Origin of the sequence: Thiofaba sp. EF100 (assembly GCF_039822285.1) — a bacterium.
Taxonomy (GTDB): domain Bacteria; phylum Pseudomonadota; class Gammaproteobacteria; order Halothiobacillales; family Halothiobacillaceae; genus Thiofaba.
The window spans coordinates 434305-460000 of record NZ_JBAJEY010000002.1 but is presented as its reverse complement, the minus strand read 5'-3'; the positions used below and the strand labels follow the sequence as shown (position 1 = coordinate 460000).

At 66.3% G+C, this 25696-nt stretch carries 27 protein-coding genes and 1 tRNA gene; 9 read left to right on the top strand and 19 right to left on the bottom strand.

Going from position 1 to position 25696, the window contains the following annotated elements; all coding sequences use genetic code 11:
• Positions 1-18: 18 nt before the first annotated feature.
• The 16 genes from V6D91_RS06630 to V6D91_RS06555 all read right to left on the bottom strand — a co-directional run bounded on the left by V6D91_RS06630 (position 19) and on the right by V6D91_RS06555 (position 13212).
• Positions 19-94: transfer RNA gene (locus V6D91_RS06630), tRNA-Lys, on the bottom strand.
• 47 nt (positions 95-141) lie between these two features.
• Positions 142-834 carry a 7-cyano-7-deazaguanine synthase QueC gene (gene queC, locus V6D91_RS06625; RefSeq protein WP_347318906.1) on the bottom strand — a complete coding sequence of 231 codons (693 nt, stop codon included), beginning with the start codon at positions 832-834 and terminating at the stop codon, positions 142-144.
• Positions 831-1487 (bottom strand): 7-carboxy-7-deazaguanine synthase QueE, encoded by a 657-nt coding sequence (gene queE / locus V6D91_RS06620; RefSeq protein WP_347318939.1) that lies wholly within the window; start codon positions 1485-1487, stop codon positions 831-833. The genes queC and queE overlap by 4 nt, the downstream gene beginning before the upstream one ends.
• A 13-nt stretch (positions 1488-1500) precedes the next feature.
• A complete protein-coding gene (gene ybgF / locus V6D91_RS06615; RefSeq protein ID WP_347318904.1) occupies positions 1501-2316 on the bottom strand; it encodes a tol-pal system protein YbgF in 816 nt (271 codons plus the stop codon).
• 17 nt (positions 2317-2333) lie between these two features.
• A complete protein-coding gene (gene tolB / locus V6D91_RS06610) occupies positions 2334-3617 on the bottom strand; it encodes a Tol-Pal system beta propeller repeat protein TolB (protein WP_347318902.1) in 1284 nt (427 codons plus the stop codon).
• A 20-nt stretch (positions 3618-3637) separates the two neighbouring features.
• Entirely contained in the window at positions 3638-4729 is a 1092-nt protein-coding gene (tolA, locus tag V6D91_RS06605) for a cell envelope integrity protein TolA (RefSeq protein WP_347318901.1), read from the bottom strand.
• Between the two features lie 3 nt (positions 4730-4732).
• Positions 4733-5182 (bottom strand): protein TolR, encoded by a 450-nt coding sequence (gene tolR / locus V6D91_RS06600; protein ID WP_347318900.1) that lies wholly within the window; start codon positions 5180-5182, stop codon positions 4733-4735.
• A gap of 1 nt (position 5183) precedes the next feature.
• On the bottom strand, positions 5184-5879 hold the full coding sequence (tolQ, locus tag V6D91_RS06595; protein WP_347318898.1) for a protein TolQ: 696 nt from the start codon (positions 5877-5879) through the stop codon (positions 5184-5186).
• On the bottom strand, positions 5876-6280 hold the full coding sequence (gene ybgC / locus V6D91_RS06590; protein ID WP_347318896.1) for a tol-pal system-associated acyl-CoA thioesterase: 405 nt from the start codon (positions 6278-6280) through the stop codon (positions 5876-5878). The genes tolQ and ybgC overlap by 4 nt, the downstream gene beginning before the upstream one ends.
• The gene (ruvB, locus tag V6D91_RS06585) at positions 6273-7322 is read right to left on the bottom strand and encodes a Holliday junction branch migration DNA helicase RuvB (protein ID WP_347318895.1); all 1050 of its coding nucleotides are present in this window, start codon (positions 7320-7322) and stop codon (positions 6273-6275) included. Before ruvB ends, ybgC begins: the two co-directional genes overlap by 8 nt.
• A 1-nt stretch (position 7323) precedes the next feature.
• Positions 7324-7917, bottom strand: coding sequence for a Holliday junction branch migration protein RuvA (gene ruvA, locus V6D91_RS06580; protein WP_347318893.1), 594 nt, complete (start codon positions 7915-7917; stop codon positions 7324-7326).
• Positions 7918-7933: 16 nt separating this feature from the next.
• Complete coding sequence (gene ruvC, locus V6D91_RS06575; RefSeq protein WP_347318892.1) at positions 7934-8515, bottom strand: crossover junction endodeoxyribonuclease RuvC; 582 nt, start codon at positions 8513-8515, stop codon at positions 7934-7936.
• Between the two features lie 86 nt (positions 8516-8601).
• Positions 8602-9342 carry a YebC/PmpR family DNA-binding transcriptional regulator gene (locus V6D91_RS06570; RefSeq protein WP_347318890.1) on the bottom strand — a complete coding sequence of 247 codons (741 nt, stop codon included), beginning with the start codon at positions 9340-9342 and terminating at the stop codon, positions 8602-8604.
• A 76-nt stretch (positions 9343-9418) separates the two neighbouring features.
• Positions 9419-10504, bottom strand: coding sequence for a quinolinate synthase NadA (nadA, locus tag V6D91_RS06565; RefSeq protein ID WP_347318889.1), 1086 nt, complete (start codon positions 10502-10504; stop codon positions 9419-9421).
• 179 nt (positions 10505-10683) lie between these two features.
• Positions 10684-12462 carry an aspartate--tRNA ligase gene (gene aspS / locus V6D91_RS06560; RefSeq protein ID WP_347318886.1) on the bottom strand — a complete coding sequence of 593 codons (1779 nt, stop codon included), beginning with the start codon at positions 12460-12462 and terminating at the stop codon, positions 10684-10686.
• A 30-nt stretch (positions 12463-12492) separates the two neighbouring features.
• Positions 12493-13212, bottom strand: coding sequence for a DUF502 domain-containing protein (locus V6D91_RS06555; protein ID WP_347318884.1), 720 nt, complete (start codon positions 13210-13212; stop codon positions 12493-12495).
• A gap of 152 nt (positions 13213-13364) precedes the next feature.
• Between V6D91_RS06555 and V6D91_RS06550 the strand changes: the two genes are divergently transcribed.
• Together V6D91_RS06550 and V6D91_RS06545 are read left to right on the top strand one after the other, a co-directional pair.
• A complete protein-coding gene (locus V6D91_RS06550) occupies positions 13365-14213 on the top strand; it encodes an SDR family oxidoreductase (RefSeq protein WP_347318881.1) in 849 nt (282 codons plus the stop codon).
• Positions 14213-14908 (top strand): YgjP-like metallopeptidase domain-containing protein, encoded by a 696-nt coding sequence (locus tag V6D91_RS06545; RefSeq protein ID WP_347318879.1) that lies wholly within the window; start codon positions 14213-14215, stop codon positions 14906-14908. The genes V6D91_RS06550 and V6D91_RS06545 overlap by 1 nt, the downstream gene beginning before the upstream one ends.
• A gap of 194 nt (positions 14909-15102) precedes the next feature.
• Here V6D91_RS06545 and V6D91_RS06540 read toward each other — a convergent pair whose 3' ends face one another.
• Both V6D91_RS06540 and V6D91_RS06535 read right to left on the bottom strand, forming a co-directional pair.
• The gene (locus V6D91_RS06540; protein ID WP_347318878.1) at positions 15103-15456 is read right to left on the bottom strand and encodes a carboxymuconolactone decarboxylase family protein; all 354 of its coding nucleotides are present in this window, start codon (positions 15454-15456) and stop codon (positions 15103-15105) included.
• 67 nt (positions 15457-15523) lie between these two features.
• On the bottom strand, positions 15524-15781 hold the full coding sequence (locus tag V6D91_RS06535) for a zinc ribbon domain-containing protein (RefSeq protein WP_347318876.1): 258 nt from the start codon (positions 15779-15781) through the stop codon (positions 15524-15526).
• A gap of 124 nt (positions 15782-15905) precedes the next feature.
• On the opposite strand from V6D91_RS06535, the gene V6D91_RS06530 reads away from it, so the two are divergent.
• The 7 genes from V6D91_RS06530 (at position 15906) to V6D91_RS06500 (ending at position 23022) form a co-directional block, all read left to right on the top strand.
• Positions 15906-17747 (top strand): pyruvate kinase, encoded by a 1842-nt coding sequence (locus tag V6D91_RS06530; protein WP_347318875.1) that lies wholly within the window; start codon positions 15906-15908, stop codon positions 17745-17747.
• A gap of 71 nt (positions 17748-17818) precedes the next feature.
• Positions 17819-18751 (top strand): DUF4382 domain-containing protein, encoded by a 933-nt coding sequence (locus tag V6D91_RS06525; protein WP_347318873.1) that lies wholly within the window; start codon positions 17819-17821, stop codon positions 18749-18751.
• 170 nt (positions 18752-18921) lie between these two features.
• Positions 18922-19278, top strand: a complete 357-nt coding sequence (locus V6D91_RS06520; protein WP_347318871.1) for a c-type cytochrome — start codon at positions 18922-18924, stop codon at positions 19276-19278.
• A gap of 20 nt (positions 19279-19298) precedes the next feature.
• A complete protein-coding gene (locus tag V6D91_RS06515; protein ID WP_347318869.1) occupies positions 19299-20591 on the top strand; it encodes an FAD-dependent oxidoreductase in 1293 nt (430 codons plus the stop codon).
• 54 nt (positions 20592-20645) lie between these two features.
• The gene (locus tag V6D91_RS06510; RefSeq protein WP_347318867.1) at positions 20646-21008 is read left to right on the top strand and encodes a hypothetical protein; all 363 of its coding nucleotides are present in this window, start codon (positions 20646-20648) and stop codon (positions 21006-21008) included.
• A 5-nt stretch (positions 21009-21013) separates the two neighbouring features.
• A complete protein-coding gene (locus V6D91_RS06505) occupies positions 21014-21691 on the top strand; it encodes a response regulator (RefSeq protein ID WP_347318865.1) in 678 nt (225 codons plus the stop codon).
• Positions 21688-23022, top strand: a complete 1335-nt coding sequence (locus tag V6D91_RS06500; RefSeq protein ID WP_347318864.1) for a HAMP domain-containing sensor histidine kinase — start codon at positions 21688-21690, stop codon at positions 23020-23022. The genes V6D91_RS06505 and V6D91_RS06500 overlap by 4 nt, the downstream gene beginning before the upstream one ends.
• An 80-nt stretch (positions 23023-23102) precedes the next feature.
• Here V6D91_RS06500 and clpB read toward each other — a convergent pair whose 3' ends face one another.
• Complete coding sequence (gene clpB, locus V6D91_RS06495; protein WP_347318863.1) at positions 23103-25679, bottom strand: ATP-dependent chaperone ClpB; 2577 nt, start codon at positions 25677-25679, stop codon at positions 23103-23105.
• Positions 25680-25696: the final 17 nt, after the last annotated feature.

The window sequence follows — 25696 nt, the reverse complement described above, 5'->3', positions numbered from 1 at the left end:
AAGCCGGCGAAATCTTTTTGGTGGGTCGTGTAGGATTCGAACCTACGACCAATTGGTTAAAAGCCAACTGCTCTACCGACTGAGCTAACGACCCAACCGAGATGCGCATTATACGGAGGCTTTTCCGCTGCGCAAGCCCCCTCATGAATTTTTTTTGACGTAGCGCGTAGGGTCAGGGAGACCGGCCGCCGCAAAGCCCGCGGCACGCAGCCTGCACGAGTCGCAGCGCCCGCAGGCACGCCCGGCTTCGTCGGCCTGGTAGCAGCTGATCGTCTGGGCATAATCCACCCCGAGCGCCGTGCCCCGAGCGATGATCTCGGCCTTGTTCATGTGCATCAGCGGAGCATGGATGGAGAACGCGCGCCCTTCGATGCCCGCCTTGGTGGCGACATTGGCCAACTGCTCGAAGGCCCGGATGAATTCCGGGCGACAGTCGGGATAGCCAGAATAGTCGACCGCGTTGACACCGACGAAGATGTCCTGCGCCCCCAGCACCTCGGCCCAGCCGAGGGCGATGGAGAGCATGATGGTGTTGCGGGCGGGTACGTAGGTCACGGGAATGCCCGTGCCCTCTTCCTCGGGAACCGGGATGGCAGGGTCGGTCAGGGCCGAGCCACCCATGCCGCCCAGATCCACCCGGACGACACGGTGTTCCTGCGCCCCCAGGCTGCTTGCCACCTTGCGCGCGGCCTCGAGTTCCGATCTGTGACGCTGGCCGTATTCCACGCTGAGGGCATAACACGCATAACCCTCGGCCCGTGCGATGGCCAGCACGGTGGCGGAATCGAGTCCACCCGAGACGAGGACCACAGCGCGGCGCACGCCATCCTTCATCGACCGCGGGCCTCCGCCCACAGGATCTTGTGCAGCTGGACCTGCAGACGCACCGGGAGGTGATCCTCGAGGATCCAGTCGGCCAGCTGCCCCGGGGCGAGGCGGCCATTCACCGCCGAGAACAGGATCTGACAGCGGGAGGGGAGGTCGTATTCCTTGAGCTTGGCCACCGACCATGCGTAGTCCGCCCGGTCGGCGATGACGAATTTGACCTCGTCACTCGCCTTGAGGTGCGGGATATTGGCGTAGAGGTTGCGCCCCTCCTCGCCGGAGGCGGGCGTCTTCAGGTCCATGATGCGACTGACTCGCGCATCGACCCCGGCAATATCGAAGGCGCCGCTGGTTTCCAGACTGACACTGTAGCCGGCATCGCACAACGCCGTGAGCAGGGTGAGGCTGCGCTTCTGCGCCAGGGGTTCACCGCCGGTCACGCAGACGTACGGGGTCTTGTGGCGCGCGACCTCGGCCAGGATGGCCTCAAGGCTCCAAGTCTCGCCGCCGGCGAAGGCATAAGCCGTGTCACAGTAGACACAGCGCAGCGGGCAGCCGGTCAGGCGCACGAACACCGTGGGCAGCCCGACCCGGCTCGATTCACCCTGGAGCGAATAGAAGATCTCGCTGATGCGCAGGGTCTCGTTGCCCTCTTCGATGATGCGCTCCACGGCCTCAGACGCCTTCCTGCTGCATACGCTTGAGGCGCTGGTCCGCAAGGTTCGCAGCCTGGGAGCCGGGGAACTGCTCTTTCACCTTGTTCAGGGTTTCGCGTGCCTTGGCGTAATTTTTCTGGTCGTAGAAGAGATAGCCGATCTTGAGGAGTGCGTCCGGCACCTTGGGATGGGCCGGCGCCCCCTTCACCACCAGTTCGAACTGCTGCATCGCCCCCTTCAGATCCCCCTGGACATAGCGGGCCTCACCGGACCAGTACTGGGCGTTCGGCACCTGGGGACTGGATGGATGGGCCTTGACGAAGGCGTCAAAGGCTTTGATCGCCTGCTCGTACTTACCCTCCTTGAGCAGGGCGAAGGCCTGATCATAGGCAGCCTGCTCATTGCCGGCAGGCGCCGGGGCCGGCGCGGCGGATGCGGGCGGAACCACTGGGGGGACTGGAGCCGCGGGCGCCTCGGCCTGGGGGGGGACGGGGGCGGGCGGCTGTTCAAGGGCGCGCAGCCTGCGATCCGTATCTGCGTAGCTGTCCTTGTTCGCCTTGCGCAGCTGTTCGATCTCGTAGCCCTGCCGCTCGACCAGGTCACGCAACTCGCGCACCTCGACCTGGAGCTGCTGCTGGCGCTGCATGAGCTCGTTGATGATGGTCTGGGATGGGGTAGCGGTGGGCGCCGCCGCCTGCGCCGCGCCATCGGCGCTGCGCGGCGCGACCGCGGGGTCGCCCCCACCCCAACTGCGCCACTCCGGTTGTGCGGCGTGCAGGGGGGCCGCCACGGCGGCGAGCATGGAGGCAAAAAGGATCGTTGGGGTGGTCTTCATGGCTCGATGCTCCCGAATCATTGACGGAACGGCCCCCAGGCCGGGTCACGCACCTTGCCCTGCTGGAAGCTCAGACGGGTGTTGGCCCGTCCTTCGACGGACACGACCTTGAGCACCGAGCGCCCGCCCTCGCTGGCCGCGTACAGCAACATACCGCCGTTAGGCGCGAAGCTCGGCGCCTCGTCCATGGGCCCCTTGGTGAGTACGCGCGAGGCACCGGTCTTGAGGTCGAGTACGGCGATGCAGAAGCCTCCGCCACACCCCTGCACGGTGGTCAGGTAACGACCGTCGGCAGAGACGGAGGGGCGGGCGTTGTAGGCGCCATCGAAGGTCAGGCGCCGGGGTGTACCGCCATCCGCGCTCACCTGGTAGGTCTGCGGACGCCCACCCCGGTCGGAGGTGAACACGAGCCCGCTGCCATCCGGCAGCCAGGTGGCCTCGGTATCGATGGCACTGCTGTTGGTCACGCGCTGGACCTGACGGGTGGCGAGATCCAGGACATAGACCTCGGGGTTGCCGTCCTTGGAAAGGGTCAGGGCCAGACGGCCGCCATCCGGCGACCAGCTCGGCGAGCCATTGATGCCAGGGAAGCTGGCCACGCGCTCACGGCGGCCGGTGTAGAGGTCCTGCACGTAGATCGCCGCACGGCGGGTTTCGAATGAGACGTAGGCGAGCCGGCGGCCATCCGGCGACCAGGCAGGGGACATGATGGGCTCGCGGGACTCGAGCACGGTCTGCGGATTGAAGCCATCACTGTCCGCCACCTCGAGCCCGTAGGTGCGATAGGGCGCCACGCCGGACTCGGTGACATAGGCAATGCGGGTGGCGAAGGCGCCTTTGATGCCGAGGATGGCCTCGTAGATGATGTCAGCCACGCGGTGCGCCCCCATGCGCAGTTCGGCCCGACTGGCCGCAACGCTCATGGCGGTGAGCTGCCCGCCCTTGCTGACGTCGAGCAGGTAGAACTCGATGGCATACCCCGCGCCGTCGGGGCGGACACGACCGACCACCACGTAGTCGCGCTTGGCCGCGCGCCAGGTGCCGAAGTTGACCTGCTGCGGGTCGATCGGCAGCTCGGGCATGGCGGTGGGGGCCAGGGTATTGAACTGACCACTGCGGGCGAGGTCGTTGCTGACGATCTGGGCGACGTCCTCAGGCGCACCGCCGCCAAAGGGCACCACGGCGATGGGGATGGTGCCGTCGGTACCCTGGGTGATGTCGATCTGCAGGGCCGCGCGCGCCGGCAGGGCAGCGAACAGGACGGCCAACAGGGCCAAAAGCTTGAGGATGGGTCGGGTCATGGCACGGACCTCGGCGGGGGTCATTCAGGTTTGAAGGTAAAGTCCAGTTCGCGCTCGAACAGGGCGGGATCGGGTGGCGGCGGCAGCGGGCTGGATTTCTCCACCGCGTTGATCACCGAGCGCTTGAAGAGTTCATCGCCGGTGCACTGCTCCACGCGCACGTCCATCACCATGCCGCCCGGCATCTGGATGACGCGTACCTTGCAGCTCATCCCCGGCATGGCGGAGGGCGGCTTGAGCCAGTTGCGCTCAACCTTGGCGCGAATCGCGGCGATGTACTGATCCTTCAGGCCCGCCAGGCGACGGACGTTCGCGGCATTGGCGGCCGCATTCTCCTCAGCAGCGAGCTGGGCGGCGAGTTCGGCCTTGCGCCGGGCCTCGGCCTCGGCCTTCTGCCGTGCGGCCGCCTCCTCCTGCGCCTTGGCCTTGAGCGCCGCTTCCGCCTCGGCCTTCGCCTTGGCCTCGAGTTCCGCCTTGCGTTTGGCCTCCTCCTGAGCCTTGGCCTGCGCCTCGGCTTTCGCCTTGGCCTCTGCTTCGATCTTGCGCTTGGCATCCTCCTGGGCCTTGGCCGCCTCGGCCTTCTTCGCGGCCTCGGCCTCAGCCAGGCGCTTCTGTTCTTGCAGCTTCGCCTCCTCGGCGGCCTTGCGCTTGGCCTCCTCGAGCGCCTTGGCCTGCGCCTCTGCCTCTTTCTGCTTGCGCAGGGCAATCTCGGCCTGCTCGCGGGCCTTGGCCTCGGCCTCCGCCGCCTTGCGCTGGGCCTCGAGCTGGCGGCGCTCCGCCTCGGCTGCCTGACGCTGCACCTCCTGCTGCCGGCGCTCGGCCTCCTCGGCCTTGCGCTGGACATCCATCTGCTTGCGCTCGATCTCGGTCAGACGCTGCCGTTCGGCCCGTTCGCGCGCCTCTTCGGCGGCCTTGAGTTTGTTCATCTCGGCCTCGATGGTGGCGGCATCCACCATGGTCGCCTGGATCGGTTCGGGCTCGCCCGAGGCGGCCGGGGTGCTTTCGGCCTCATGCGTCCAATTGAACGAGATCAGCACGATGGCCAGGATCAGAAGATGCAGCAGGATCGAGATGGCCAGGGCGCGCGGCATGCGCTTGATCGCGGCGAGCATGGATCACTTACCTTTGGCCGGCGATTCGGTCACCAGCCCGACCTTGTCGATCCCGGCGTTCTTGACCAGGGCCATGGCCTCGATGACCTTCTGATAGGGCACACTGGCATCCCCTTTGACCAACACGGGCACCTCGGGCTTGAGTTTGCGGTAGGCCGCGATGCGCGCCTGAATCAGCTCGGGCTGCATGGCGGCATTCGGATTGTCGGCAATGTTCAAATAGAACACCCCCTCCTTGTCCACGCTGACCACCACCGGCGGTTCTTTCTTGCTCGACAGGGTCTCGGAGGCGGTCTTGGGCGTCTCGACCTCGATCCCCTGCTGCAGCATCGGCGCCGTCACCATGAAGATGATGAGCAGCACCAGCATGACGTCGATGTAGGGGACGACGTTGATCTCGGCCACCGAGCGGCGGCCACGACGGCCGCGCCCCGGACTGACGGAGGCACCCATCTCAGGCCGCCGGGCGCGCGGCGCCCTGCCGGTGCAGGAGGCTCAGGAACTCCTCCTGGAAACCTTCCATGCGGTTGAACAGGCGGTCCGCGTCATTGCTGTAACGGTTGTAGGCCACCACCGCCGGAATGGCGGCGAACAGGCCCATGGCAGTGGCGATCAGGGCCTCGGCAATCCCCGGCGCGACCGCCTGCAGGGTGGTGTTGCCCGCATTCGCCAGGCCCATGAAGGAGCTCATGATCCCCCACACGGTACCGAACAGGCCGACATAGGGGCTGATGGAGCCGATGGTGGCGAGCACCGGCAGGTGCTCCTCCAGACGGTCCATCTCGCGGGTCATAGCCACCTTCATCCCGCGCTGCGCCCCCTCGAGCAGCAGGGCCGGGTCATGGCTGGCATCCTGGCGGCGCAGGCGGGCGAACTCGCGGAACCCCGCCTCGAACATGGCGGCCATGCCGGTGCGCGGGCGGTCATCGCGGGTCAGGGCGTTGTAGAACTCGGAGAGGTTCACACCGGACCAGAAGCGTTCCTCGAAGGCGTCGATCTCGGTACGGGCGCGCTTCATCTGGGCGTGCTTGTGGAAGATGATCATCCACGAGACGATGGAGGCCATCAGCAGGAGCAGCATGACGCCCTGCACCAAGGGGCTTGCGCCGGCAATCAGGCCGATGATGGACATGTCAGGCGCCGTAGTCACGACGGTAGGATCTCCAGGATACATGGGGGTAAGGGCTGGGGCCGGAAGCCGTCAGCGGTCACGCAGACGATTTCGGCCTCGCCGCGGCACAGGACGTTCCGGTCCGAGGCGCGGCGGGCCTCCTGCTCGAACACCAGGCGCGCCCGGCCCGCAAGCCTTGGACGCGCGCTGATCTCGAGCAGATCGTCCAGCCGAGCGGACTGGCGATATTCTACATGCACGCGGCGGACCACAAACACAAGACCTTTATTTTCAAGCAGTTCCTGCTGCGAGACGCCACGGGCACGCAACATTTCGGTGCGCGCGCGCTCGAAAAACTTCAGGTAGTTGGCGTAGAACACCACACCACCGGCGTCGGTGTCCTCGTAGTAGACCCGCACCGGCCAGACAAATTCACTCATCTGCGGCGAAATCCTGGAACTCGGCCTGGATGACCTCCGTGCGCGTCGGCGGCTTGAGGCCGAAGTGACGGTAGGCGAGCGGGGTGGCCATCCGCCCGCGCGGGGTGCGGAGGATGAAGCCCTGCTGGATCAGATAGGGCTCCAGCACGTCCTCGATGGTGTCGCGCGCCTCGCCAATGGCGGCGGCAAGGTTGTCGAGCCCGGCCGGCCCGCCGTCGAACTTCTCCATCAGGGTGCGTAGCAGGCGGTGGTCCTGGTGGTCGAGCCCCAGGGCATCGACCTTGAGCATGTTCAGGGCGGCATCCGCCACCTCGGCGGTGACCACCCCACCGGCCTTGACCTCGGCATAGTCGCGCACCCGGCGCAGCAGGCGGTTGGCAATGCGCGGGGTGCCGCGCGCGCGGCGGGCGATCTCGACCGCGCCCGCCTCCTCCATCGCCACGCCGAGCAGGCGCGCGGAACGGCGCACGATGGTGGAGAGGTCCTCCACCCCGTAGAACTCCAGGCGCTGGATGATGCCGAACCGATCGCGCAGCGGGTTGGTGAGCATGCCTGCGCGGGTGGTGGCACCAATCAGGGTGAAGGGCGGCAGGTCGAGCTTGATCGAGCGCGCCGCCGGCCCCTCGCCGATCATGATGTCGATCTGGTAGTCCTCCATCGCCGGGTAGAGGATCTCCTCGACCACGGGCGAGAGGCGGTGGATCTCGTCGATGAACAGCACGTCACCCTGCTCAAGGTTGGTGAGCAGGGCGGCGAGATCCCCCGGACGCTCGAGCACCGGGCCGGAGGTCTGGCGCAGGGCCACGCCCATCTCGTTGGCGATGATGTGCGCCAGGGTGGTCTTGCCGAGGCCCGGCGGGCCGAAGATCAGCAGGTGGTCGAGTGCCTCACCGCGGGCGCGGGCCGCGGGGATGAATATCTCCAACTGCTCGCGCACCGCGGGCTGGCCGATGTAGTCGGCCAGCCGCTTGGGGCGGATGGCGCGGTCGATGGCCTCCTCGCCATGCTCCGGGGTGGCCGTAACGATGCGCTCGCGGCTCATGTCACTTCACCGCCTGTTTGAGGGCCGCGCGGATGATCTCGCCGGCCGGCAGGGTGGCCGCGTCCGGCACCGCGCGCGCCATGCGGGCGGCCTCGGCGGGCTTGTAGCCCAGGGCCTCGAGGGCAGTGATGGCCTCCTCGAGCGCACCGCGTCCGGCGGGGGCCGCCCCGGGCAGGGCGGCGCCCTCCAGCTCTTCACCCAAGCGGTCGCGCATCTCGATGATCAGACGCTCGGCGGTCTTGCGCCCGATGCCGGGCAGACGGACAAGGGTGGAGACATCGTTGCGGCGCACCGCGTCGGCAAATTCCTGCGCGTTCATGCCGGAGAGGATGGCCAGGGCGAGCTTGGCCCCTACCCCCGTCACCTTCAAAAGCTCACGGAACAGCCGCCGCTCGGCCTCGCGCAGGAAGCCGTACAGCAGGAAGGCGTCCTCGCGCACCACAGTATGGATCAGAAGCACGACCTCCTGGCCCGTGGCGGGCAGATCGAAGAAGGTGGACAGCGGGGCCTCGACCTCGTAGCCGACACCGTTCACATCCACCAGCAGCCAGGGTGGCTGTTTGCTGATGAGCTGGCCCTTGAGCCGTCCGATCATGGCGTGCCTCGCTGCATCATCGGCTGCGGCGGCGGAAGCGCGACTGCGCCAGCAGGCGCATGTTCTCGCGCTGCTGCTCGCTCAAGCCCCCGCCATCGCGCGCCCCCATCAGCGAGGTGCGGCGAAAGGCATGACAGAGGGCGATGGCCGCCGCATCCGCCCCGTCGGCTGGGGGATCGTCGGTGAGCTTCAGCAGGCGCTTGACCATGTGCTGGACCTGGACCTTGTCTGCCCGCCCGGTGCCGACCACGGCCTGCTTCACCTCGGCCGGCATGTATTCGGCCACCGGCAACCCCTGGACCACCGCCGCGGCAATGGCGGCCCCGCGGGCCTGGCCGAGCTTGAGCGAGGACTCGGGACTTCTGAACATGAACACCTGTTCGATGGCGAACTCGGTCGGCTGGAAGGTTTCGATCAGGTCACTGATGCGGGTGAACACCTCGCCCAGGCGCTCCGGGAAACCGGCCTTGCCGGAGAGCCTGAGGCTCTCCAGGTGCAGGCAGGTCGGCTCCCGGCGGGTCAGCTCGATCACGGCCACGCCGGTGGTGACGGAGCCGGGATCGACGCCGAGGATGCGCAGGGAGGGGGCATGTCCCATCGTGCGTCACCCTCCCCCCGGCCCCTCTCCCGTCAAGGGCGAGAGGGATGACACGCGAGGCCAGCCCGGGAGTGCGGAAGACGGCCTCAAGCCAGCGCCCCTTCGGGCAGCTCGGCGTTGTGGTAGACGGCCTGCACGTCGTCCAGGTCCTCGAGCATGTCGATCATCTTGACCAGCTTCTCGGCGACCTCGCCCTCGACCGGGGCCTGGGTGCTCGCGCGCATGGTGATCTCGGCGTCTTCCGGGACCAGGCCCTTGGCCTTCATGCCATCGAGCACGGCCTGGAAGGACTCCGGTGAGGTCAGCACCTCGATGGAGCCATCCTCGTCCACCACCACATCGTCCGCACCGAGCTCCAGCGCCGCCTCCATGATGGCATCCTCATTGCTGCCCGGCGCGTACAGCAGCGTACCCACCTTGCTGAACAGGTAGGCCACGGAGCCGTCCGTGCCCAGATTGCCGCCGTTCTTGCTGAAGGCGTGGCGCACCTCGGCCACCGTGCGCACCTTGTTGTCGGTCATGCACTCGACGAACACGGCCACGCCGCCCGGGCCGTAACCCTCGTAGGTGATCTCCTCGTAACTCTCGCCGCCGTCCGCGCCCACACCACGCTTGGCGGCGCGCTCTATGGTGTCCTTGGTCATGTTGGCGGCCAGTGCCTTGTCCCAGGCCAGGCGCAGGCGCGGATTATCCGCCGGGTTGGCGCTCTGGCCTTGGCGTGCGGCGACGGTGATCTCGCGGATGATCTTGGTCCAGATCTTGGCGCGCTTCTTGTCCTGCCTGTCCTTGCGGTGCTTGATGTTGGCCCATTTACTGTGACCAGCCATGACAACCTCTACAAATCAATGCGTTGAAACGGCGAGAGTTTAACCTGCTTTGCAGGTGCTGCGCTCCCGCCGCAGATCAATCTTTCGTGGCGCGGGCAACGAGCCCCTGGCTGCGCGAGAACTCGAGCATGCGCTCGATCGGCAGACGGGCGCGATCGATGATGGCCGGATCGACTGTCACCTCATGCCCCTCGGGGTGCTCCAGGGCCTCCAGCAGGTTCTGCAGGCCATTCATCGCCATCCACGGGCAGTGGGCGCAAACGCTGCAACTGCCGCCACGGCCCAGGGTGGGTGCAGCGATCAGGGTCTTGCCTGGGGCGGCCTGCTGCATCTTGTAGAAGATGCCGCGATCGGTGGCGACGATCAGGGTCGGCGCGCTCGACTCACGCGCGGCCTTGATCAGCTGCGAGGTGGAACCGACATGATGGGCGAGCTCCACCACCCCCTTGGGCGACTCAGGGTGCACCAGCACCTCGGCCTCGGGATGCTGGCGCATCAGCTCACGCAGCCCCTCGGCGGAGAATTCGTCGTGCACCACGCACTCGCCCTGCCACATCAGCATATCGGCCCCGGTCTGCTCCTGGATGTAGCGCCCAAGGTGACGGTCGGGGGCCCAGAGGATCTTCTCGCCGCGCGCCATGAGGTGGCGCACGATCGGCAGGGCATTGCTGGAGGTCACCACCCAGTCGGCGCGCGCCTTGACCGCCGCCGAGGTGTTGGCATAGACCACCACGGTGCGGTCGGGATGCTGGTCGCAGAAGGCCGCGAATGCCTCCGCCGGGCAGCCGACGTCGAGCGAGCATTCGGCCTGCAGGGTTGGCATCAACACGCGCTTTTCGGGGTTCAGGATCTTGGCCGTCTCGCCCATGAAACGCACGCCGACCACAACCAAGGTCTTGGCCGGATGGCGGCTGCCGAAGTCGGCCATGTCGAGCGAATCGGACACGTGCCCGCCCGTCTCCTCGGCCAGCTTCTGCAATTCCTCATCGACGTAGAAATGCACCACCAGCACGGCATCCCGCTCTTTGAGCAGGGCCTTGATGCGCTCGCGCAAGGCCTCGCGCTCGGCGGGGCTCAACGGTGCAGGCGGGGGAGCCTGCTCGATCAGGCGCTGGATGACGGCCTCACGCAGGCGGGGGATGTCGGTGGCAAGATCGGTCATGCAGAGCCTCGCATTCGGCTTGGGCGGGTCTGGATCATGCTCCCCTCCCCCTGGAGGGGGAGGGGCTGGGGAAGAGGGGGATAACCCGTTGAAAAATCCCCCCTCTCCCTAACCCTCCCCCACCAGGGGGGAGGGAACGTGCCCGAATCCGGATGATTCGCACCGAGGGGCTCGCCCCCTCAGCCCTCGGCCGCGGGCTTGCGGATACGGATGCCGAGCTCGCGCAGCTGGCGCTCGTCCACGGCCCCCGGGGCGTCGGTCAGCGGGCAGGCGGCCGACTGGGTCTTCGGGAAGGCGATGACCTCGCGGATGGAGCCTGCGCCGCTCATCAGCATGACCAGGCGGTCGAGGCCGAAGGCCAGGCCACCGTGCGGCGGGGCGCCGTATTTGAGTGCATCGAGCAGGAAGCCGAACTTCTCCTGGGCCTCCTCCTCGCCGATGCCAAGCAGCTTGAAGACCTTGCTCTGCACCTCTTCCTGGTAGATACGCATGGAGCCGCCGCCAACCTCGACGCCGTTGAGCACGAAGTCGTAGGCGCGCGACAGGCAGGCACCGGGATGGGTCTCCAGCAAGCCAAGGTGCTCAAGCTTGGGCGAAGTGAACGGATGGTGCAGGGCGACCCAGCGGTTGTCCCTGTCGTCCCACTCGAACATCGGGAAGTCGACCACCCACAGCGGGCGCCAGCCGGCCTCGACCAGACCGAGGTCATGACCGAGTTTGACGCGCAGGTTGCCGAGCGCATCGTTGACGATCTTGGCCTTGTCGGCGCCGAAGAAGATCAGATCGCCATCCTCTGCGCCGGTGCGCTCGAGGATGCCATTGATCGCCTCATCCGGCAGGAACTTGAGGATCGGCGACTGCAGGCCGTCGCGGCCGGCGGCGCGGTCATTGACCTTGATGTAGGCCAGCCCCTTGGCGCCGAAGATGGCGACGTACTTGGTGTAGTCGTCGATCTGCGAGCGGGACAGCTCGCCACCCTTCGGCACGCGCAACGCAGCGACGCGACCCTGCGGGTCGGCGGCCGGGCCGGAGAAGACCTTGAACTCGACGCTCGCCATCAGATCGGCCACATCCACCAGCTCCAGCGGGATACGCAGGTCCGGCTTGTCGGAGGCATAGCGGCGCATCGCCTCGTGCCAGCTCATGCGCGGCAGCGGGTCGGGGAAGGCCACACCCAGCACCTCGCGGAACAGGTCGCGCATCATGCCCTCGATCAGGGTCATGAAGGCCTCCTCGTCCATGAAGCTGGTCTCGATGTCCACCTGGGTGAACTCCGGCTGGCGGTCGGCGCGCAGGTCCTCGTCGCGGAAGCACTTGGTGATCTGGTAGTAGCGATCGAAGCCCGCGACCATCAACAGCTGCTTGAACAGCTGCGGTGACTGCGGCAGGGCGAAGAACTCGCCCGGATGGGTGCGGCTCGGCACCAGGTAGTCGCGCGCGCCTTCGGGGGTGGCGCGGGTCAGCACCGGGGTTTCCATGTCGAGGAAGCCGTGCTGCTCCAGGTGCTGGCGCAGGAAATGGGAGACCTTGGCGCGCAGGCGCAGGCGCTGCTGCATCTCCGGGCGGCGCAGGTCGATGTAGCGGTAGCGCAGGCGGGTATCCTCGCCTACCGCATCATCATCGAGCTGGAACGGCAGCGGCTCGGAACGGTTGAGGATCGCAAGCTCCAGGCCCAGCACCTCGATCTTGCCGCTGACCAGGTTGGGATTCTCGGTGCCCGCCGGACGTGGGCGTACGCGGCCAGTCACGCGCAGGACGAACTCGTTGCGCACCTGCTCGGCCAGGGCAAACATCTCGGGACGGTCCGGATCGAACACCACCTGCACGATGCCCTCGCGGTCGCGCAGATCGACGAAGATGACCCCGCCGTGGTCGCGGCGGCGGTTGACCCAGCCGGTCAGGGTAACGGTCTGGCCATCGAGTTGCTCGTTGAGCAGTCCACAATAATGCGTGCGCATGGGAAGATCCGGAGCGAAAAACCCGTGATGTTAAGGCCTGGCCTCGGGGGCGGCAACCGCAGGCCCGCTGATGGCCTGGCCATGGGACCGCGCGGGGGGCACCACCATGCCGAGCGAGATGATCATGCGCATGGCATCCTCGACGCCCATGTCGAGCTCGACCACCTCATCGCTGGCCACGAAGATGACATAGCCGGAGGTCGGGTTCGGCGCGGTCGGCACATAGACCGTCAGCATCGCCTTGGCCGTCTTGTCCTGCACCTCACCGACCGGATCCCCCGCAAGGAAGGCCAGGGTCCACAACCCCTTGCTCGGATACTCCACCAGCAGCACCTTGCGGAAGGCCCGGGAATCGGTGGACAGGAAGGTGTGCATCAGCTGCTTGACCGCCGAATAGACCGAACGCACCAGCGGAATACGGTCAAGCATGCCCTCCCATAGCCCGACCAGGCGCCGGCCAAGGAAGTTGGCCGCGATCAGGCCCGTCAGGAGCAGCACGACCAGGGCAAGGATCACCCCAAGACCCGGGATATGGAAGCCGAGCCACTCATCCGGCCGGTAGGCCGGTGGCAGGAGCACCAGCGTGCGGTCCATGAACTGCACCAGGCTGATCACCACCCACCAGGTAATGACCAGCGGCACCCAGACCAAGAGACCGGCGACAAGGTAGCGGCGCAGGGGGGCTAGCGGGCCACGTGCATGGCCCGTCGGCTGTTCGGCTTCAACGGCTGAGGGGGTGGGATCGCTCATGGCATACACCGTCGCGTGGCAGGCTGTTCATCATCTTACCCCATCGGGCGTCCCCCTCCCCGGTTTCGTCTTGTCCGCCCGAGTTGGCAGAATGCCACCCTGGACCTCATAAAGGGTTCAAAGCCCCCTTATCCAACCAGGAACGCTGCTCCATGCCTCCCTCCCGTACCCTTCTGATCACCGGCTGTTCGTCCGGCATCGGCGCCAGCGCCGCCCGAGCCTTGCGCGCCCGCGGCTGGCGGGTGTTTGCCAGCGCGCGCAAGGCCGAGGACGTGGTGCGCCTCGCGGCCGAAGGGTTCGAGGCGGTCCGGCTCGACCTGGATGATTCCAGCTCCATCCAGGCCGCGGTGGCGGAGGTACTGGCGCGCACCGGCGGCACCCTGGATGCACTGTTCAACAATGGCGCCTGGGGCCTGCCCGGGGCGGTGGAGGATTTGACCCGCGACGCCCTGCGCGCCCAGTTCGAGACCGCCCTGTTCGGCTGGGTGGAGCTGACCAACCTGATCATCCCCATCATGCGCCGCCAGGGTGCGGGGCGCATCGTGCAGTGCAGCTCGGTGCTCGGCTATGCCGCCTTTCCCTACCGCGGCGCGTACAACGCCGCCAAGTTCGCCCTCGAAGGGATCACCGACACCCTGCGCATGGAACTCTCCGGCACGGGCATCCACGTGAGCCTGATCGAGCCGGGCCCGATCTCCACCCGCTTTCGCGCCAACGCCCTCACCGCCTTCCAGCGCTGGATCCGCATTGAGGGCAGCGCGCACGAGGCCCAGTACCGCCGCCAGCTCGAACGACTGACCAAGGAAGGGCCTGCCGCCCCCTTCACCCTGCCCCCCGAGGCGGTGGTGGAAAGGCTCATCCACGCCCTGGAGAGCCCCCGCCCCAAACCACGCTACCCGGTCACCGTCCCCGCGGTGGCCTTCTACTGGCTCAAGCGCATCCTGCCCATCCGCACCATGGATCGCCTGCTCATCGCCGCCTCCGGCGGAGGTAAACGCTGATGCGCGCCTGGCCGCCGCCGCACACGGTGCGGATCTCCTCCCGCGCCAAGCGCCTGCTGCTGCGCTTTCACCCCGAGAAGGGGCTGGAGATCGTCAGTCCCCGCCGGCTGAGTGCCCACCAGGTGCACGAGGTGCTCGATGCGCATCGCGCCTGGATCGAACAGCACCTGTCCAAGCTGTGCCAATGGCCGGCGGAGCGCCTACCCGAGGCCATCGACCTGCCGGCCCTGGGGCAATGCTGGAGTCTTGCTCATGTCCCTGATGCGCCCTCGGGCCGCCTGCATGCCGACGCCCAGCGCCAGCATCTGACCCTGCAGGGTACCCCGGCCCTGCTCTGGCCCCTGCTCGGGCGCTGGCTGCTGCATCAGGCCAAGCTCCATCTGCCGCCAAGACTGCTCGAGCATGCCCGCCAGCAGGGGCTGAACCCCTCCGCGGTGAGCGTGCGCTGGGCCAGAAGCCGCTGGGGGAGCTGCTCGCACCAAGGCCGCATCAGCCTCAACGCGCGGCTGCTCTGGCTCAGCCCGCAGGAGGTGGATTACGTGCTTTTGCACGAGCTCACCCACCTTGAGCACTTCGACCACAGCCCCGCCTTCTGGCAGGCCCTGGAGGAGCGATGCCTGGGCGCGCGCCAGTGGGATCGCCGCTTGCGCAAGGCCAGCGCCTGCCTGCCGGGCTGGCTGCCGCTCATTCAATGACAAGGCCCGCACAACAGGCTGTTTCAAAACTCTTTGAAACAGCCTGGATTGGCGAGCCAAGGACGGCTCGCCCGAGAATCAATCACAGCACGTGATTGATTCTCGGAGCCCGTCGCGGGCGTGTACCGCGACGAGGCGAGTTTCAAAAGGGCAGGACAGCCCTTTTGAAACAGTCTGACAAGGCGGATGAGGGATCAACCGCAGGCTTGCTGCTTCTCGAACAGGTCCAGCGCCTTCTTGACCTCAGCGATGTAGGTCATGGCCGGGCCACCGCCCATCAGGATCGCCACCTTGCACACGTCGATGATCTCGGCATGGGTCACCCCGGCGTGCAGCGCCTTGTTGACGTGGATGCCGATGCAGTAGCTGCAGCGCGCGGTGATGGCCATGCCAAGGGCGATCAACTCCTTGGTGCGCGTATCCAGCGCACCGTCGCACAGCACCTGGTTCATGAAGCCGTTGAAGGCCTGCATGACCTCCGCGGCCTCGCTCGTCATCATGGCAAAGCCCTCTTTGAAGTCGTGCATCGTCTGGCCCATGTCGCTCATGGCATTCTCCTCTGGTTGTCGGGCAGGACCGATATTGGCGGCCCACGGTGTAGAACGTGTGACGCTTTCAGCTCAGGCCGCAAACACCCCCTCCACAACCGCTGCCGGACATGCAGGGCGGGAGCGAGGGATTCTTCAGCGCCGCGCTGCCCACCAGCGCCCCACCGCTAATCAGGCGCTCGACCGGGGCATCCAGCGGTGTATCCCCCGGCTCGATCCCCGCACGGGCACACAACTCACCCCAGTTGGCGATGGACTCATTCATGCCGTGGCGCACCTCCAACACGCGCTCATTGGCCGGACAACGATAGTCGTAGCTTGGCATGGGCAACCTCCTCATCAGTGACTGCTTCACTATGCGCACCCGCTCGGCCAACATCAACAGGGCGACACAAGGCTGTCACTTCCGGCGGCGAGCATGAGGGGCATCCCCCTAGACCCCCGCCACCATGACGACCCTGCCCCATGCCGCCGGACTGCTCGAGCAGGTCTGCGCCCTGCGCGACGAGGGCCTGCAACTCGAACAGGAGTTCGCCACGACGCTGGAAGGCATCCATCCCGCCCTCCGCCCGAGCGCCCGCAACCTGCTGCACTACCTTGCCCTGCGCCGGCACGACATCCGCCCGCTGCAGCGCGAGCTTGCCATGCTCGGTCTGTCCTCGTTCGGCCTGCTTGAATCGCACGCCCTCGCCAGTCTGAACGCCGTCGCGGCACGGCTGGAAGAGATGGACGGCCGCCCTGCGAGCCCGCCCCCCGAGCCGCCCGTCGATTTCATCAGCGGCCCCCGCCACCTGCGTGAGAACGCGCGCAACCTGCTGGGCGAGGCCCGCGATGGCCGCGAGGTCAGGATCATGGTCACCCTCCCGAGCGAAGCGGCGACCACCCCTGACCTGATTCCCGCCCTGCTCGAGGCCGGCATGGAGATCGCGCGCATCAACTGCGCCCATGACGATGCCGAGACCTGGCTTGCCATGATCCAGCGGGTGCGCGCCGCCGCCCTCGCCCAAGGGCGCGAGTGCCGTATCCAGGCCGACCTCGCCGGACCCAAGTCCCGCACCGCTCTCATCCGCACGCTTGGCCGCGTACTGAAGATCCGTCCGGAACGCGACTTCCGCGGTCGCGTCACCCGCGAGGCCCTGTTGTGGATCAGCGCGGATAGCCGTCCCGCCCCTATCCCAAGAGTACCCGCCCTGCTGTTCCAGGGCAAGGGCCTGGAGCGCCTCAAGGCAGGCGACCGGCTGCAGCTGACCGACGCGCGTGGCCGGCTGCGCGTCGCCAGCGTCATCCAGGCCGGGCCGGACGGCGCCCTGCTCGCCTTCGACCACACCGCCTACATCGAGGACGGCACGATCATCAACGCCACGCGCGGCCGCCGCCATCTGCTGCGCGGCCAGCTCGGCGGTGCCCCCGCCATCCTGGAGGAGATCCGCCTCAAGGTGGGCGACCCCCTGCTCCTCACCCGCGCGGATGAGCCCGGTCGAGCCGGGGTGCGCAACGAGGCTGGCGAGATGAGCGAGCCGGCCCGCCTGCACTGCAGCCTCGAGGCGGCCTTCGAGCAGGCCCGCCCGGAACAACGCGTGTGGCTGGACGATGGACGCATCGGTGGCGTCATCGTCGCCAACGACGGCCAGATCATGCGCCTCGCCATCACCCACGCCGCCCCCGAGGGCAGCCGGCTGAGGGAGGAGAAGGGCATCAACTTTCCTGACACCGAGTTCCACACCACAGCCCTCACCGCCAAGGACCAGGCCGACCTCGAAACCCTCGCCCCGCATGTGGACATGGTCGCGCTGTCCTTCCTGCGCGCCCCTGGGGATGTCATCGGCTTGCAGAAACAGCTTGAACGCCTGGGCGCTTCCCAGCTTGGCATCGTGCTGAAGATCGAAAACCGTCAGGCCTTCGAAAACCTGCCGAGCATCCTCTTGGCCGGCCTGCGTAGCCCCCGGCTCGGGGTGATGGTCGCGCGTGGCGACCTCGCGGTGGAGATGGGTTTCGAGCGCCTCTCCGAGGTGCAGGAGGAGATCCTCTGGCTGTGCGAGGCCGCCCACGTCCCAGTCATCTGGGCCACGCAGATCCTCGAGAGCCTGGCCAAGAACGGCGCCCCCTCCCGCCCCGAGGTGACCGACGCGGCCATGAGCATCCGCGCCGAATGCGCCATGCTCAACAAAGGTCCGCACATCATCGAGGCCGTGCGCTTCCTCTCGGGCGTGCTCTCCCGCATGGAGGGGCATTACAGCAAGCGCATGGCCATGCGGCGCAGGCTGGCGATTGCGGACCACGTGCGGGGTTAGGCCTGGGCGGCGGGATGCCTGTCCGTGTACTACCCTTCAAAGGGTCTCTTCCTCATTCCGGGAGGCCCTCCATGATCAAGCACCTCGCCCGTTCCGCCCTCGTCACCTCCACCCTCCTGCTCGCCGCCTGCGGCGGCGGTGGCGGCGGCTCCAGCACCGGCACGGTCAGCATCGCAGTGCAGGACGCCCCGGTCGATGGCGCCGACGCGGTCTACATCACCTTCTCCCGCATCGACCTGCACAGCCCGGACGGCACCCAGAGCTTCGTCCTCGACAGCGATCCACTGACCGCCGGCAACCAGCCCTACACTGTCAACCTGATGAACTACCAGGGCACGAACCGGCTGCTGCTGCTCGATCGCGTCAGTGTGCCGGCCGGCAATTACCAGTGGCTGCGGCTGTATGTCGATCATGCCGAGATCGTCTTCAACGAAGGGAAAACAAACGAGGTCGTCGAGTCGCTCGATATCCCAAGCAACGAGAACAGCGGCCTGAAGCTGATCTCGGGCTTCACCGTGGCTGCAGGCGGCCTCAGCGACTTCACCGTCGAGTTCGACCTGCGCAAGTCGGTGCACCAGGATGCCAAGGGCTACAAGCTGCGCCCCACCCTACGCCTGGTCGACAACCTGCAAGCCGGCCACTTCGCAGGCACCGTGGGCAGTGCTGCGGCGGGAGACGACTGCGCGGTGTACGTCTACGCAGGTAGCGCCATCACGCCGGACGACCTCTGCTACCTCGACCAGGGCGGCGTGCTCGTCGACTGCCCCGCACCGCATGGGGTGAACCCGGTCACCACGGCCCCCGTGGTGTGCGACACTTCAACCCCACCCCTCTGCCGCTATGTCACCGCACCGCTGGTCGCAGGCAGCTATACCCTGGCCCTGACCTGCGATGCTGCCGCCGACGATCCGGCCAAAAACGACAGCATCGCCTTCCTGGAAACACATTCGGCCACGGTGAGCGTGGGCACGGGCGCAACGCCGTTGCACTTCACCTCACCCTGAGCAGGGGGCTCCCCCCTGCCGTGATGCATAGGCAAAGGCCCGCACACTGGGTGCGGGCCTTTTTGTTTTTGCCCCTCCCCCACCTTTGTTAAGGCTTTTTTCAGACTCCCTGCCTAACCTGCGCGGCAAGGGGTATTCAAAGCCCCAAGACAAGGGAGGCCGAAGACAACATGAAACGCTACAGAACCATCCTGTTGATCACCCCGTTGCTCCTTGCGGGGTGTGGGGGAGGTGGTGGAACAACGGGGAGCGATGTTTCCTCCGGGGCGCCCGAGGGTACACAAGGCACGAGGGGCGAGGTCGCTCTGCCGGCCAGCGCAGCAGGAAGGCTGCTCGCCTCCAATTGTTTCCAATGCCATGGCACGGATGGCACGGGCGGATTTGAGCGCATTGCCGGCGACGAGGCCGGTGAGATCTGGGAATTCCGCACCAAGACAGCCAGCGACGACATCATGGCCGCCCATGCCCAGGGCTATACCGATGCCCAGCTCCAGGCCCTGGTGGGCTATCTCAACCAGATCCGTTAAGCATCGAGGGGATAAACATCATGAACAGAAGAGATTTTCTGCGTTGTTGCGCTGCAGGGGCCGGACTTCTGCTCTGGCCTGGGGTGGGCAGAACAGCCGTCCTGGCCCAGACGGGCATCACCCAACGCCGCGTCGTGGTGGTCGGCGGAGGCATGGCGGGGGCCACGGCGGCCAAATATCTCCGCCTGTGGGGCGGCGCGGGGCTCGAGGTGGTCCTGGTGGAAAAAAACCCCACCTATGTCTCCAACATCATGAGCAACCTCGTGCTCTCCGGGACGCGAACCTTGAGCAGCCTGAATTACGGCTACGCCACCTTGAGCAGCAAGTATGGGGTGGTGGTCAAACAGGCCGAGGTCACAGCCGTCGATGGCCAGGCCAAGACAGTGACGCTCTCCGATGGCAGCCGCTTGAGCTATGACCGCCTGGTCCTCGCCCCAGGGATTCGCTTCGACGACGCCTATGGGCTCACGCAGGCCGATTATGCAGGCGAATTTCCCCATGCCTGGCAGGCTGGGCCGCAAACGCAGAAGCTGCGTGATCAGCTGGCAAGCATGCAGAATGGCGACACCTTCCTGATGACCATTCCGACCAAACCCTACCGCTGCCCGCCGGGCCCCTACGAGCGGGCCTGTCTTGTAGCGGATTACCTCAAATCCTCCGGGCGCGGAAACTGCAAGGTCGTCGTCCTGGATGAGAACCCCTCCATCCAGGCGGAACCGCACAATTTCAACCTGGCCTTCACCCAGACCCACGCCGGGATCATCGACTACCGCCCGGGCACCACCAACATTCAGGTCGACAAGGTCAACCGCACGATCAGTTTTACCCAAGGAGGTGCGGCACAGGTGATCAACGCCAAGGTCATCAATGTCATACCACCCCACCGGGCGGGGGTGGTGGCCGAAATGGCCGGGGTGGCCAACAGCGCCGGGGGCCGCTGGGCCGCCGTGGATGTATTGAGCTATGAATCGACTGCGGTGCCGTTCATCCATGTGATCGGCGACGCCTCGGCCACGACCCAGCCCAAAGCGGGCCATATCGCCAACCAGGAAGCCAAGGTGTGTGCCGATGCGATCGTGCGCTTACTCCAGGGACAGCAGCCTGATCCCGCCCCCGTCACCAATTCGGCCTGCTATTCCCCGATCACGGCCACGACGGCGAGCTGGCTGACTGCGGTGTATCAATACGACCGAAGCAGCAAGACCATGGTCCCTGGCGGAGCGGGTGTCGTCGAGGCGGCCAGCATCAGCAGCAAAAACTTCAACCAGATGAACACCTGGTTCACCACGCTGATGAGCGACAGCTTTGCCTGACCAAAGCAGCGGGTGCCGCTGGCGCACCCGCCATGCCCTCCTGAGGATTCGCCAATGAACATCCGGATTCCCTTCCTGCTCCTTATGCTTTCTGCCATCCCCCTCACCGTCAGTGCCGACGATGACCGGGACGGCAACCATCAGGCAAAACATGCCAAGCCCCGCTTCGACACTCCGACGACAACCTCGTCGGCGTTCCTGGATGCGAGTCCGGCCCGCTTGCTGGCCTCCAATTGCTTCCAATGCCACGGAACCCATGGCACGGGCGGCTTCGAGGATCTGCGCGGCAAAGAGGCTAAAGAGATCGTGGAGTTCCGCGCCATGGCCGCCAACAGGAACATCATGGCTGCCCATGCCCACGGCTATACTCCGCAACAGATCGACATGATTGTTGGCTACTTTGCAGCGAACCCCTGATCGGCATGCGCATCCTGCTGGTGGAAGACGACCCTTTGATCGCCGAGGCGGTGACGCGCTTTCTGACCCAGAAGGGTCATGTGCTGGATGCGGCCAACGGTGAGCGCCTGGCGCGCCAACTTCTGCGCGAGATCGCTTTTGATCTGATCGTGCTCGACTGGCGCCTGGCCGAGGGCGATGGTCTCGGCCTCTTGCGCTGGCTGCGCCGTCAACCGCCGCCGCTGCAGGGGGTCGCTGTCCTGATGCTCACCGCCATGGACGCCGTGGCCATGCGTGTGGAAGGGCTGGAAGCCGGGGCGGATGACTACCTGATCAAGCCCTTCGACCTGCACGAACTGCATGCGCGCATCCTGGCCCTGGGACGCCGCAAGACCCCCAGCTGCTCGTCCGTCATGCAATGCGGCGATTTAACCTTGGATCTGACCCACCGTACCCTCCAGGTGGCAGGCCACCCCATCGACCTGCCCAACAAGGAACGCGCCGTTCTTGAAGTGCTCATGCGCCATTGCGGCAAGACGGTGACGCGCGAGCGCCTGCACGCGCTGCTCTATGATCTGGACGGTGACATTGCCAGCAATACGCTGGAGGTCTTCATCTCCCATTTGCGCAAGCGGTTGGGGAGTGAACGCATCCAGACCTTGCGCGGCATCGGCTATCGCCTGCGCTGCCCTGAAGCTCGATGATCCACCGCGCCTCGCTCCGGACCCGCCTGATGGTCGGCCTCTTGGGCGCCATGCTCGTGGTGGCGCCCATCACCATGGTCGGCGTCTATCAGGATGCCCACCACGAGCTGGACGAGCTGTTCGATGCGCAACTTGAGCAGCAGGCGCGCATCCATCTGGCGATGGATCATCCCATCACCCACCCCCCACCTGCCCCCCTTCATCCCTACACCCGCAAGGTGGTCGTGCGACACCTCTGGCGGGGTTCCACAGGGCCGGTGGCATGGGATAGCGACCCGCAACCCTTGGCCCAGATCACCGATCAACCGGTCGGGTTCGGCACGCTGCATGACGAGGGCGGCAGCTGGCGCTACGTGGGACTTTGGGATACCGCCCACCAGCACTACGTTTTGCTGCTCCAGGAGCATGCCATCCGCGAAGAGCTGGCCTCCGACATCGCCCTGCGGGTGAGCCTGCAATCCCTCATCCTGCTCCCCTTGCTGGCGCTGTTCATTTTCGTCCTGACCACCCTATCCTTGCGCCCTTTGCGCCAGCTGATCCGGGCTCTCAACCACCCCGACCCTTTGCGCGTCAGCCTTCCCCCGTCCACAAACTTACCGGCGGAACTGGCGGTGGTGGTGGAGGCCTTCGAGCGTCTGTTGACCCGTTTCCGCAGCCTGGTGGAGCGCGAGAGGCACTTCAGTGCGATTGCCGCCCACGAGTTACGCACCCCCCTCGCAGGCTTGAGCGCCCAGCTTCAGCTGCTTAAAGAAAATCACCCGGACGCTGCCGAGGATCTGGACAAGGCCCATCAATCGACGCAGCACCTCCACCGCCTGATCGAACGCCTGCTCCTCCTTGCGCGCCTTGAGCGCCAACAAATCGTCCTGCAGAAGATCCGCCTCGACCTGCATGCCTTGCTTTTAGAGATTGCGGCACAAATTCAGGACCGCTGGCCCGAACGCGAGATTCTTTGGGACATGCCCCAGGAAGGCGATGATGACTGGTGGATCGAGGGCGACCGCCTGCTCCTCCAGGTCATGCTGTACAACCTGCTCGACAACGCTTGCAAACACGGCCCGAACGAGCTCCACATCGCCCTGCGCATGCACCATACCCCACAGCACATGACCCTGATCATCGAAGACAATGGCCCGGGCATCCCCGAGGAACGCATCCCCCCGCTCCTGCAACGCTTTGGCCGGGGCGACTCGGTCAAAGCCGGCCTGGGACTGGGTTTGGCCCTGGCGCGGGAGATTGCCTTGCTGCATGGCGGCTCTTTGCATCTGGGGCGCGCCGAGAATCTTGGCGGCTTGAGGATCACTCTCCGTCTGCCCACAGCTGCGTCCTGAGCCTGCAAAAGCAAGGCCTCGCAGGTCGCCCCACGAGGCCTTGGATTCAAAACACCGTTCAAACGGCCTGTAACGGGCACTTACCCCTTGCTCAGCACCAGCTGGTCGCCCGCCGCATCCACCCGGATGGTATCTCCCGGGCCGAACTCGCCCTTGAGGATGGCCTGGGCCAAGGCGTTTTCCAGCTTCTGCTGGATGGCGCGCTTGAGCGGACGGGCGCCGTAGACCGGGTCGAAGCCGGCCTCGCCCAAGAGATCCAGCGCAGCCTCCGAGAGCACGAGCTGCATGTCGCGGCTCTCCAGGCGCTTGCGCAGGTTGGCAGTCTGGATCTCGACGATCCTGCGGATCTGCTCGCGGCCGAGCGGATGGAACACCACCGCCTCGTCGATGCGGTTGATGAACTCCGGGCGGAAGTGGTGGCTGACGATCTCCATCACCTCGGCCTTCATCTGCTCGTAGTTCGCCTCACCCGCCAGCTCCTGGATGCGGTGGCTGCCGAGGTTCGAGGTCATGACGATCACGGTGTTGCGGAAGTCCACCGTGCGCCCCTGGCCGTCGGTCAGGCGGCCGTCGTCCAGCACCTGCAACAAGACGTTGAACACGTCCGGGTGGGCCTTCTCCACCTCGTCCATCAGCACCACGGAATAGGGCTTGCGGCGCACGGCCTCGGTCAGGTAGCCCCCTTCCTCGTAGCCGACATAGCCCGGAGGCGCCCCGATCAGCCGCGCCACGGAGTGCTTCTCCATGAACTCGGACATATCGATGCGCACCATGGCCTCCTCGGTGTCGAACAGGAAGGCAGCCAGAGCCTTGGTCAGCTCGGTCTTGCCCACCCCGGTGGGGCCGAGGAAGAGGAAGGAGCCGTTCGGCCGGTTGGGGTCGGCAAGGCCCGCGCGGGCCCGGCGGATGGCGTCGGACACGGCCTTGACCGCCTCGCGCTGGCCGACCACGCGCTTGCCGAGCTCATCCTCCATGCGCAGCAGCTTCTCGCGCTCGCCCTCGAGCATCTTGCTGACCGGGATGCCGGTCCAGCGGCTGACGATCTCGGCGATCTCCTCGTCGGTGACCTTGTTGCGCAGCAGCTTGAATTCGACCTGCTCGACCGCCTGGGCCTCGGCCAGCTTCTTCTCCAGCTCCGGGATCCGGCCGTATTGCAGCTCGGACATGCGGGCGAGGTCGTTGGCGCGGCGCGCAGCCTCGAACTCGACGCGCAGGCGGTCGAGCTCCTCCTTGATCTTGGAGGCGCCCTCAAGCGAGAGCTTCTCGCGCTTCCACTCCTCTTCCAGGGCGCCGTACTCGGCCTGCAGACGAGCAATCTCTTCCTCCAGCGCAGCCAGGCGCTTCTTGCTCGCCTCGTCGGTTTCCTTCTTGAGCGCCTCCTGCTCCATGCGCAGCTGGATCAGGCGGCGCTCCAGGCGGTCCATCTCCTCCGGCTTGGAGTCGATCTCCATGCGGATGCGGCTGGCGGCCTCGTCGACCAGGTCGATGGCCTTGTCCGGCAGCTGGCGGCTGGTGATGTAGCGGTGCGAGAGGGTGGCCGCGGCGACGATCGCCGGATCGGTGATCTCCACCCCGTGATGCACCTCGTAGCGCTCCTTCAGGCCACGCAGGATGGCGATGGTGTCCTCCACCGAGGGCTCGTCCACCAGCACCTGCTGGAAACGGCGCTCCAGTGCGGCGTCCTTTTCGATGTACTGGCGGTACTCGTCCAGGGTGGTGGCGCCGATGCAGTGCAACTCGCCGCGCGCCAGCGCCGGCTTGAGCATGTTGCCCGCATCCATCGCCCCCTCGGCCTTGCCCGCGCCGACCATGGTGTGGATCTCGTCGATGAACAGGATGATGCTCCCCTCGGCCTTGGCCACGTCGTTCAGCACCGCCTTGAGGCGCTCCTCGAACTCGCCGCGGAACTTGGCCCCGGCGAGCAGGGCGCCCATGTCGAGCGAGAGCAGGCGCTTGTTCTTCAGCCCCTCCGGCACCTCGCCATTGACGATGCGCTGGGCCAGGCCCTCGACGATGGCGGTCTTGCCCACGCCCGGCTCGCCAATCAGCACCGGGTTGTTCTTGGTGCGGCGCTGGAGGATCTGGATGCAGCGGCGGATCTCCTCGTCGCGGCCGATGACCGGGTCGAGCTTGCCGCTCTCCGCCCGCGCGGTCAGGTCGAGGGTGTATTTCTCCAGCGCCTGGCGGGCATCCTCGGCGTTCGGGTCATTGACCTTCTGCCCGCCGCGCAGCTTGTCGATGGCCTGTTCGATCATGCCGCGGGTGGCGCCGGCCTTGCGCAGCAGCTCGCCCGTTGCCCCCTTGTCGTCCACCGCGGCGAGCAGGAACAACTCGCTGGAGATGTAGGCGTCCTTGCGCTGCTGGGCCAACTTGTCGGTCACGTTGAGCAGGCGACCGAGATCATTGGAGACATGCACCTCGCCCGCCGCGCCGCTGACGGTCGGCAGGCGATCCAGCGCCTCGTTGATCTGCGAGCGCAACTGGTTGACGTTGACCTCGGCGAATTGCAGCAGGGCGCGCACCGATCCGCCCTCCTGGTCGAGCAGAGCGGCGAGCAGGTGGATGGGCTCGATCATCTGATGGTCGCGGCCGATGGCGATTGACTGGGCATCGGCCAGGGCCTGCTGGAACTTGGCGGTGAGTTTGTCCATGCGCATGAGCGACACTCCTGAAG

Coding starts and splice junctions, on each gene's coding strand:
- V6D91_RS06530 (WP_347318875.1), top strand. CDS start 15,906: ATGACGACCCTGCCCCATGCCGCCGGACTGCTCGAGCAGGTCTGCGCC.
- tolB (WP_347318902.1), bottom strand. CDS start 3,617: ATGACCCGACCCATCCTCAAGCTTTTGGCCCTGTTGGCCGTCCTGTTC.
- ruvA (WP_347318893.1), bottom strand. CDS start 7,917: ATGATCGGACGGCTCAAGGGCCAGCTCATCAGCAAACAGCCACCCTGG.
- V6D91_RS06540 (WP_347318878.1), bottom strand. CDS start 15,456: ATGAGCGACATGGGCCAGACGATGCACGACTTCAAAGAGGGCTTTGCC.
- V6D91_RS06520 (WP_347318871.1), top strand. CDS start 18,922: ATGAAACGCTACAGAACCATCCTGTTGATCACCCCGTTGCTCCTTGCG.
- tolA (WP_347318901.1), bottom strand. CDS start 4,729: ATGCTCGCCGCGATCAAGCGCATGCCGCGCGCCCTGGCCATCTCGATC.
- ruvB (WP_347318895.1), bottom strand. CDS start 7,322: ATGAGCCGCGAGCGCATCGTTACGGCCACCCCGGAGCATGGCGAGGAG.
- V6D91_RS06510 (WP_347318867.1), top strand. CDS start 20,646: ATGAACATCCGGATTCCCTTCCTGCTCCTTATGCTTTCTGCCATCCCC.
- queC (WP_347318906.1), bottom strand. CDS start 834: ATGAAGGATGGCGTGCGCCGCGCTGTGGTCCTCGTCTCGGGTGGACTC.
- V6D91_RS06570 (WP_347318890.1), bottom strand. CDS start 9,342: ATGGCTGGTCACAGTAAATGGGCCAACATCAAGCACCGCAAGGACAGG.
- clpB (WP_347318863.1), bottom strand. CDS start 25,679: ATGCGCATGGACAAACTCACCGCCAAGTTCCAGCAGGCCCTGGCCGAT.
- V6D91_RS06525 (WP_347318873.1), top strand. CDS start 17,819: ATGATCAAGCACCTCGCCCGTTCCGCCCTCGTCACCTCCACCCTCCTG.
- V6D91_RS06555 (WP_347318884.1), bottom strand. CDS start 13,212: ATGAGCGATCCCACCCCCTCAGCCGTTGAAGCCGAACAGCCGACGGGC.
- V6D91_RS06550 (WP_347318881.1), top strand. CDS start 13,365: ATGCCTCCCTCCCGTACCCTTCTGATCACCGGCTGTTCGTCCGGCATC.
- V6D91_RS06535 (WP_347318876.1), bottom strand. CDS start 15,781: ATGCCAAGCTACGACTATCGTTGTCCGGCCAATGAGCGCGTGTTGGAG.
- aspS (WP_347318886.1), bottom strand. CDS start 12,462: ATGCGCACGCATTATTGTGGACTGCTCAACGAGCAACTCGATGGCCAG.
- V6D91_RS06505 (WP_347318865.1), top strand. CDS start 21,014: ATGCGCATCCTGCTGGTGGAAGACGACCCTTTGATCGCCGAGGCGGTG.
- tolR (WP_347318900.1), bottom strand. CDS start 5,182: ATGGGTGCCTCCGTCAGTCCGGGGCGCGGCCGTCGTGGCCGCCGCTCG.
- V6D91_RS06515 (WP_347318869.1), top strand. CDS start 19,299: ATGAACAGAAGAGATTTTCTGCGTTGTTGCGCTGCAGGGGCCGGACTT.
- ybgC (WP_347318896.1), bottom strand. CDS start 6,280: ATGAGTGAATTTGTCTGGCCGGTGCGGGTCTACTACGAGGACACCGAC.
- nadA (WP_347318889.1), bottom strand. CDS start 10,504: ATGACCGATCTTGCCACCGACATCCCCCGCCTGCGTGAGGCCGTCATC.
- ruvC (WP_347318892.1), bottom strand. CDS start 8,515: ATGGGACATGCCCCCTCCCTGCGCATCCTCGGCGTCGATCCCGGCTCC.
- ybgF (WP_347318904.1), bottom strand. CDS start 2,316: ATGAAGACCACCCCAACGATCCTTTTTGCCTCCATGCTCGCCGCCGTG.
- V6D91_RS06545 (WP_347318879.1), top strand. CDS start 14,213: ATGCGCGCCTGGCCGCCGCCGCACACGGTGCGGATCTCCTCCCGCGCC.
- V6D91_RS06500 (WP_347318864.1), top strand. CDS start 21,688: ATGATCCACCGCGCCTCGCTCCGGACCCGCCTGATGGTCGGCCTCTTG.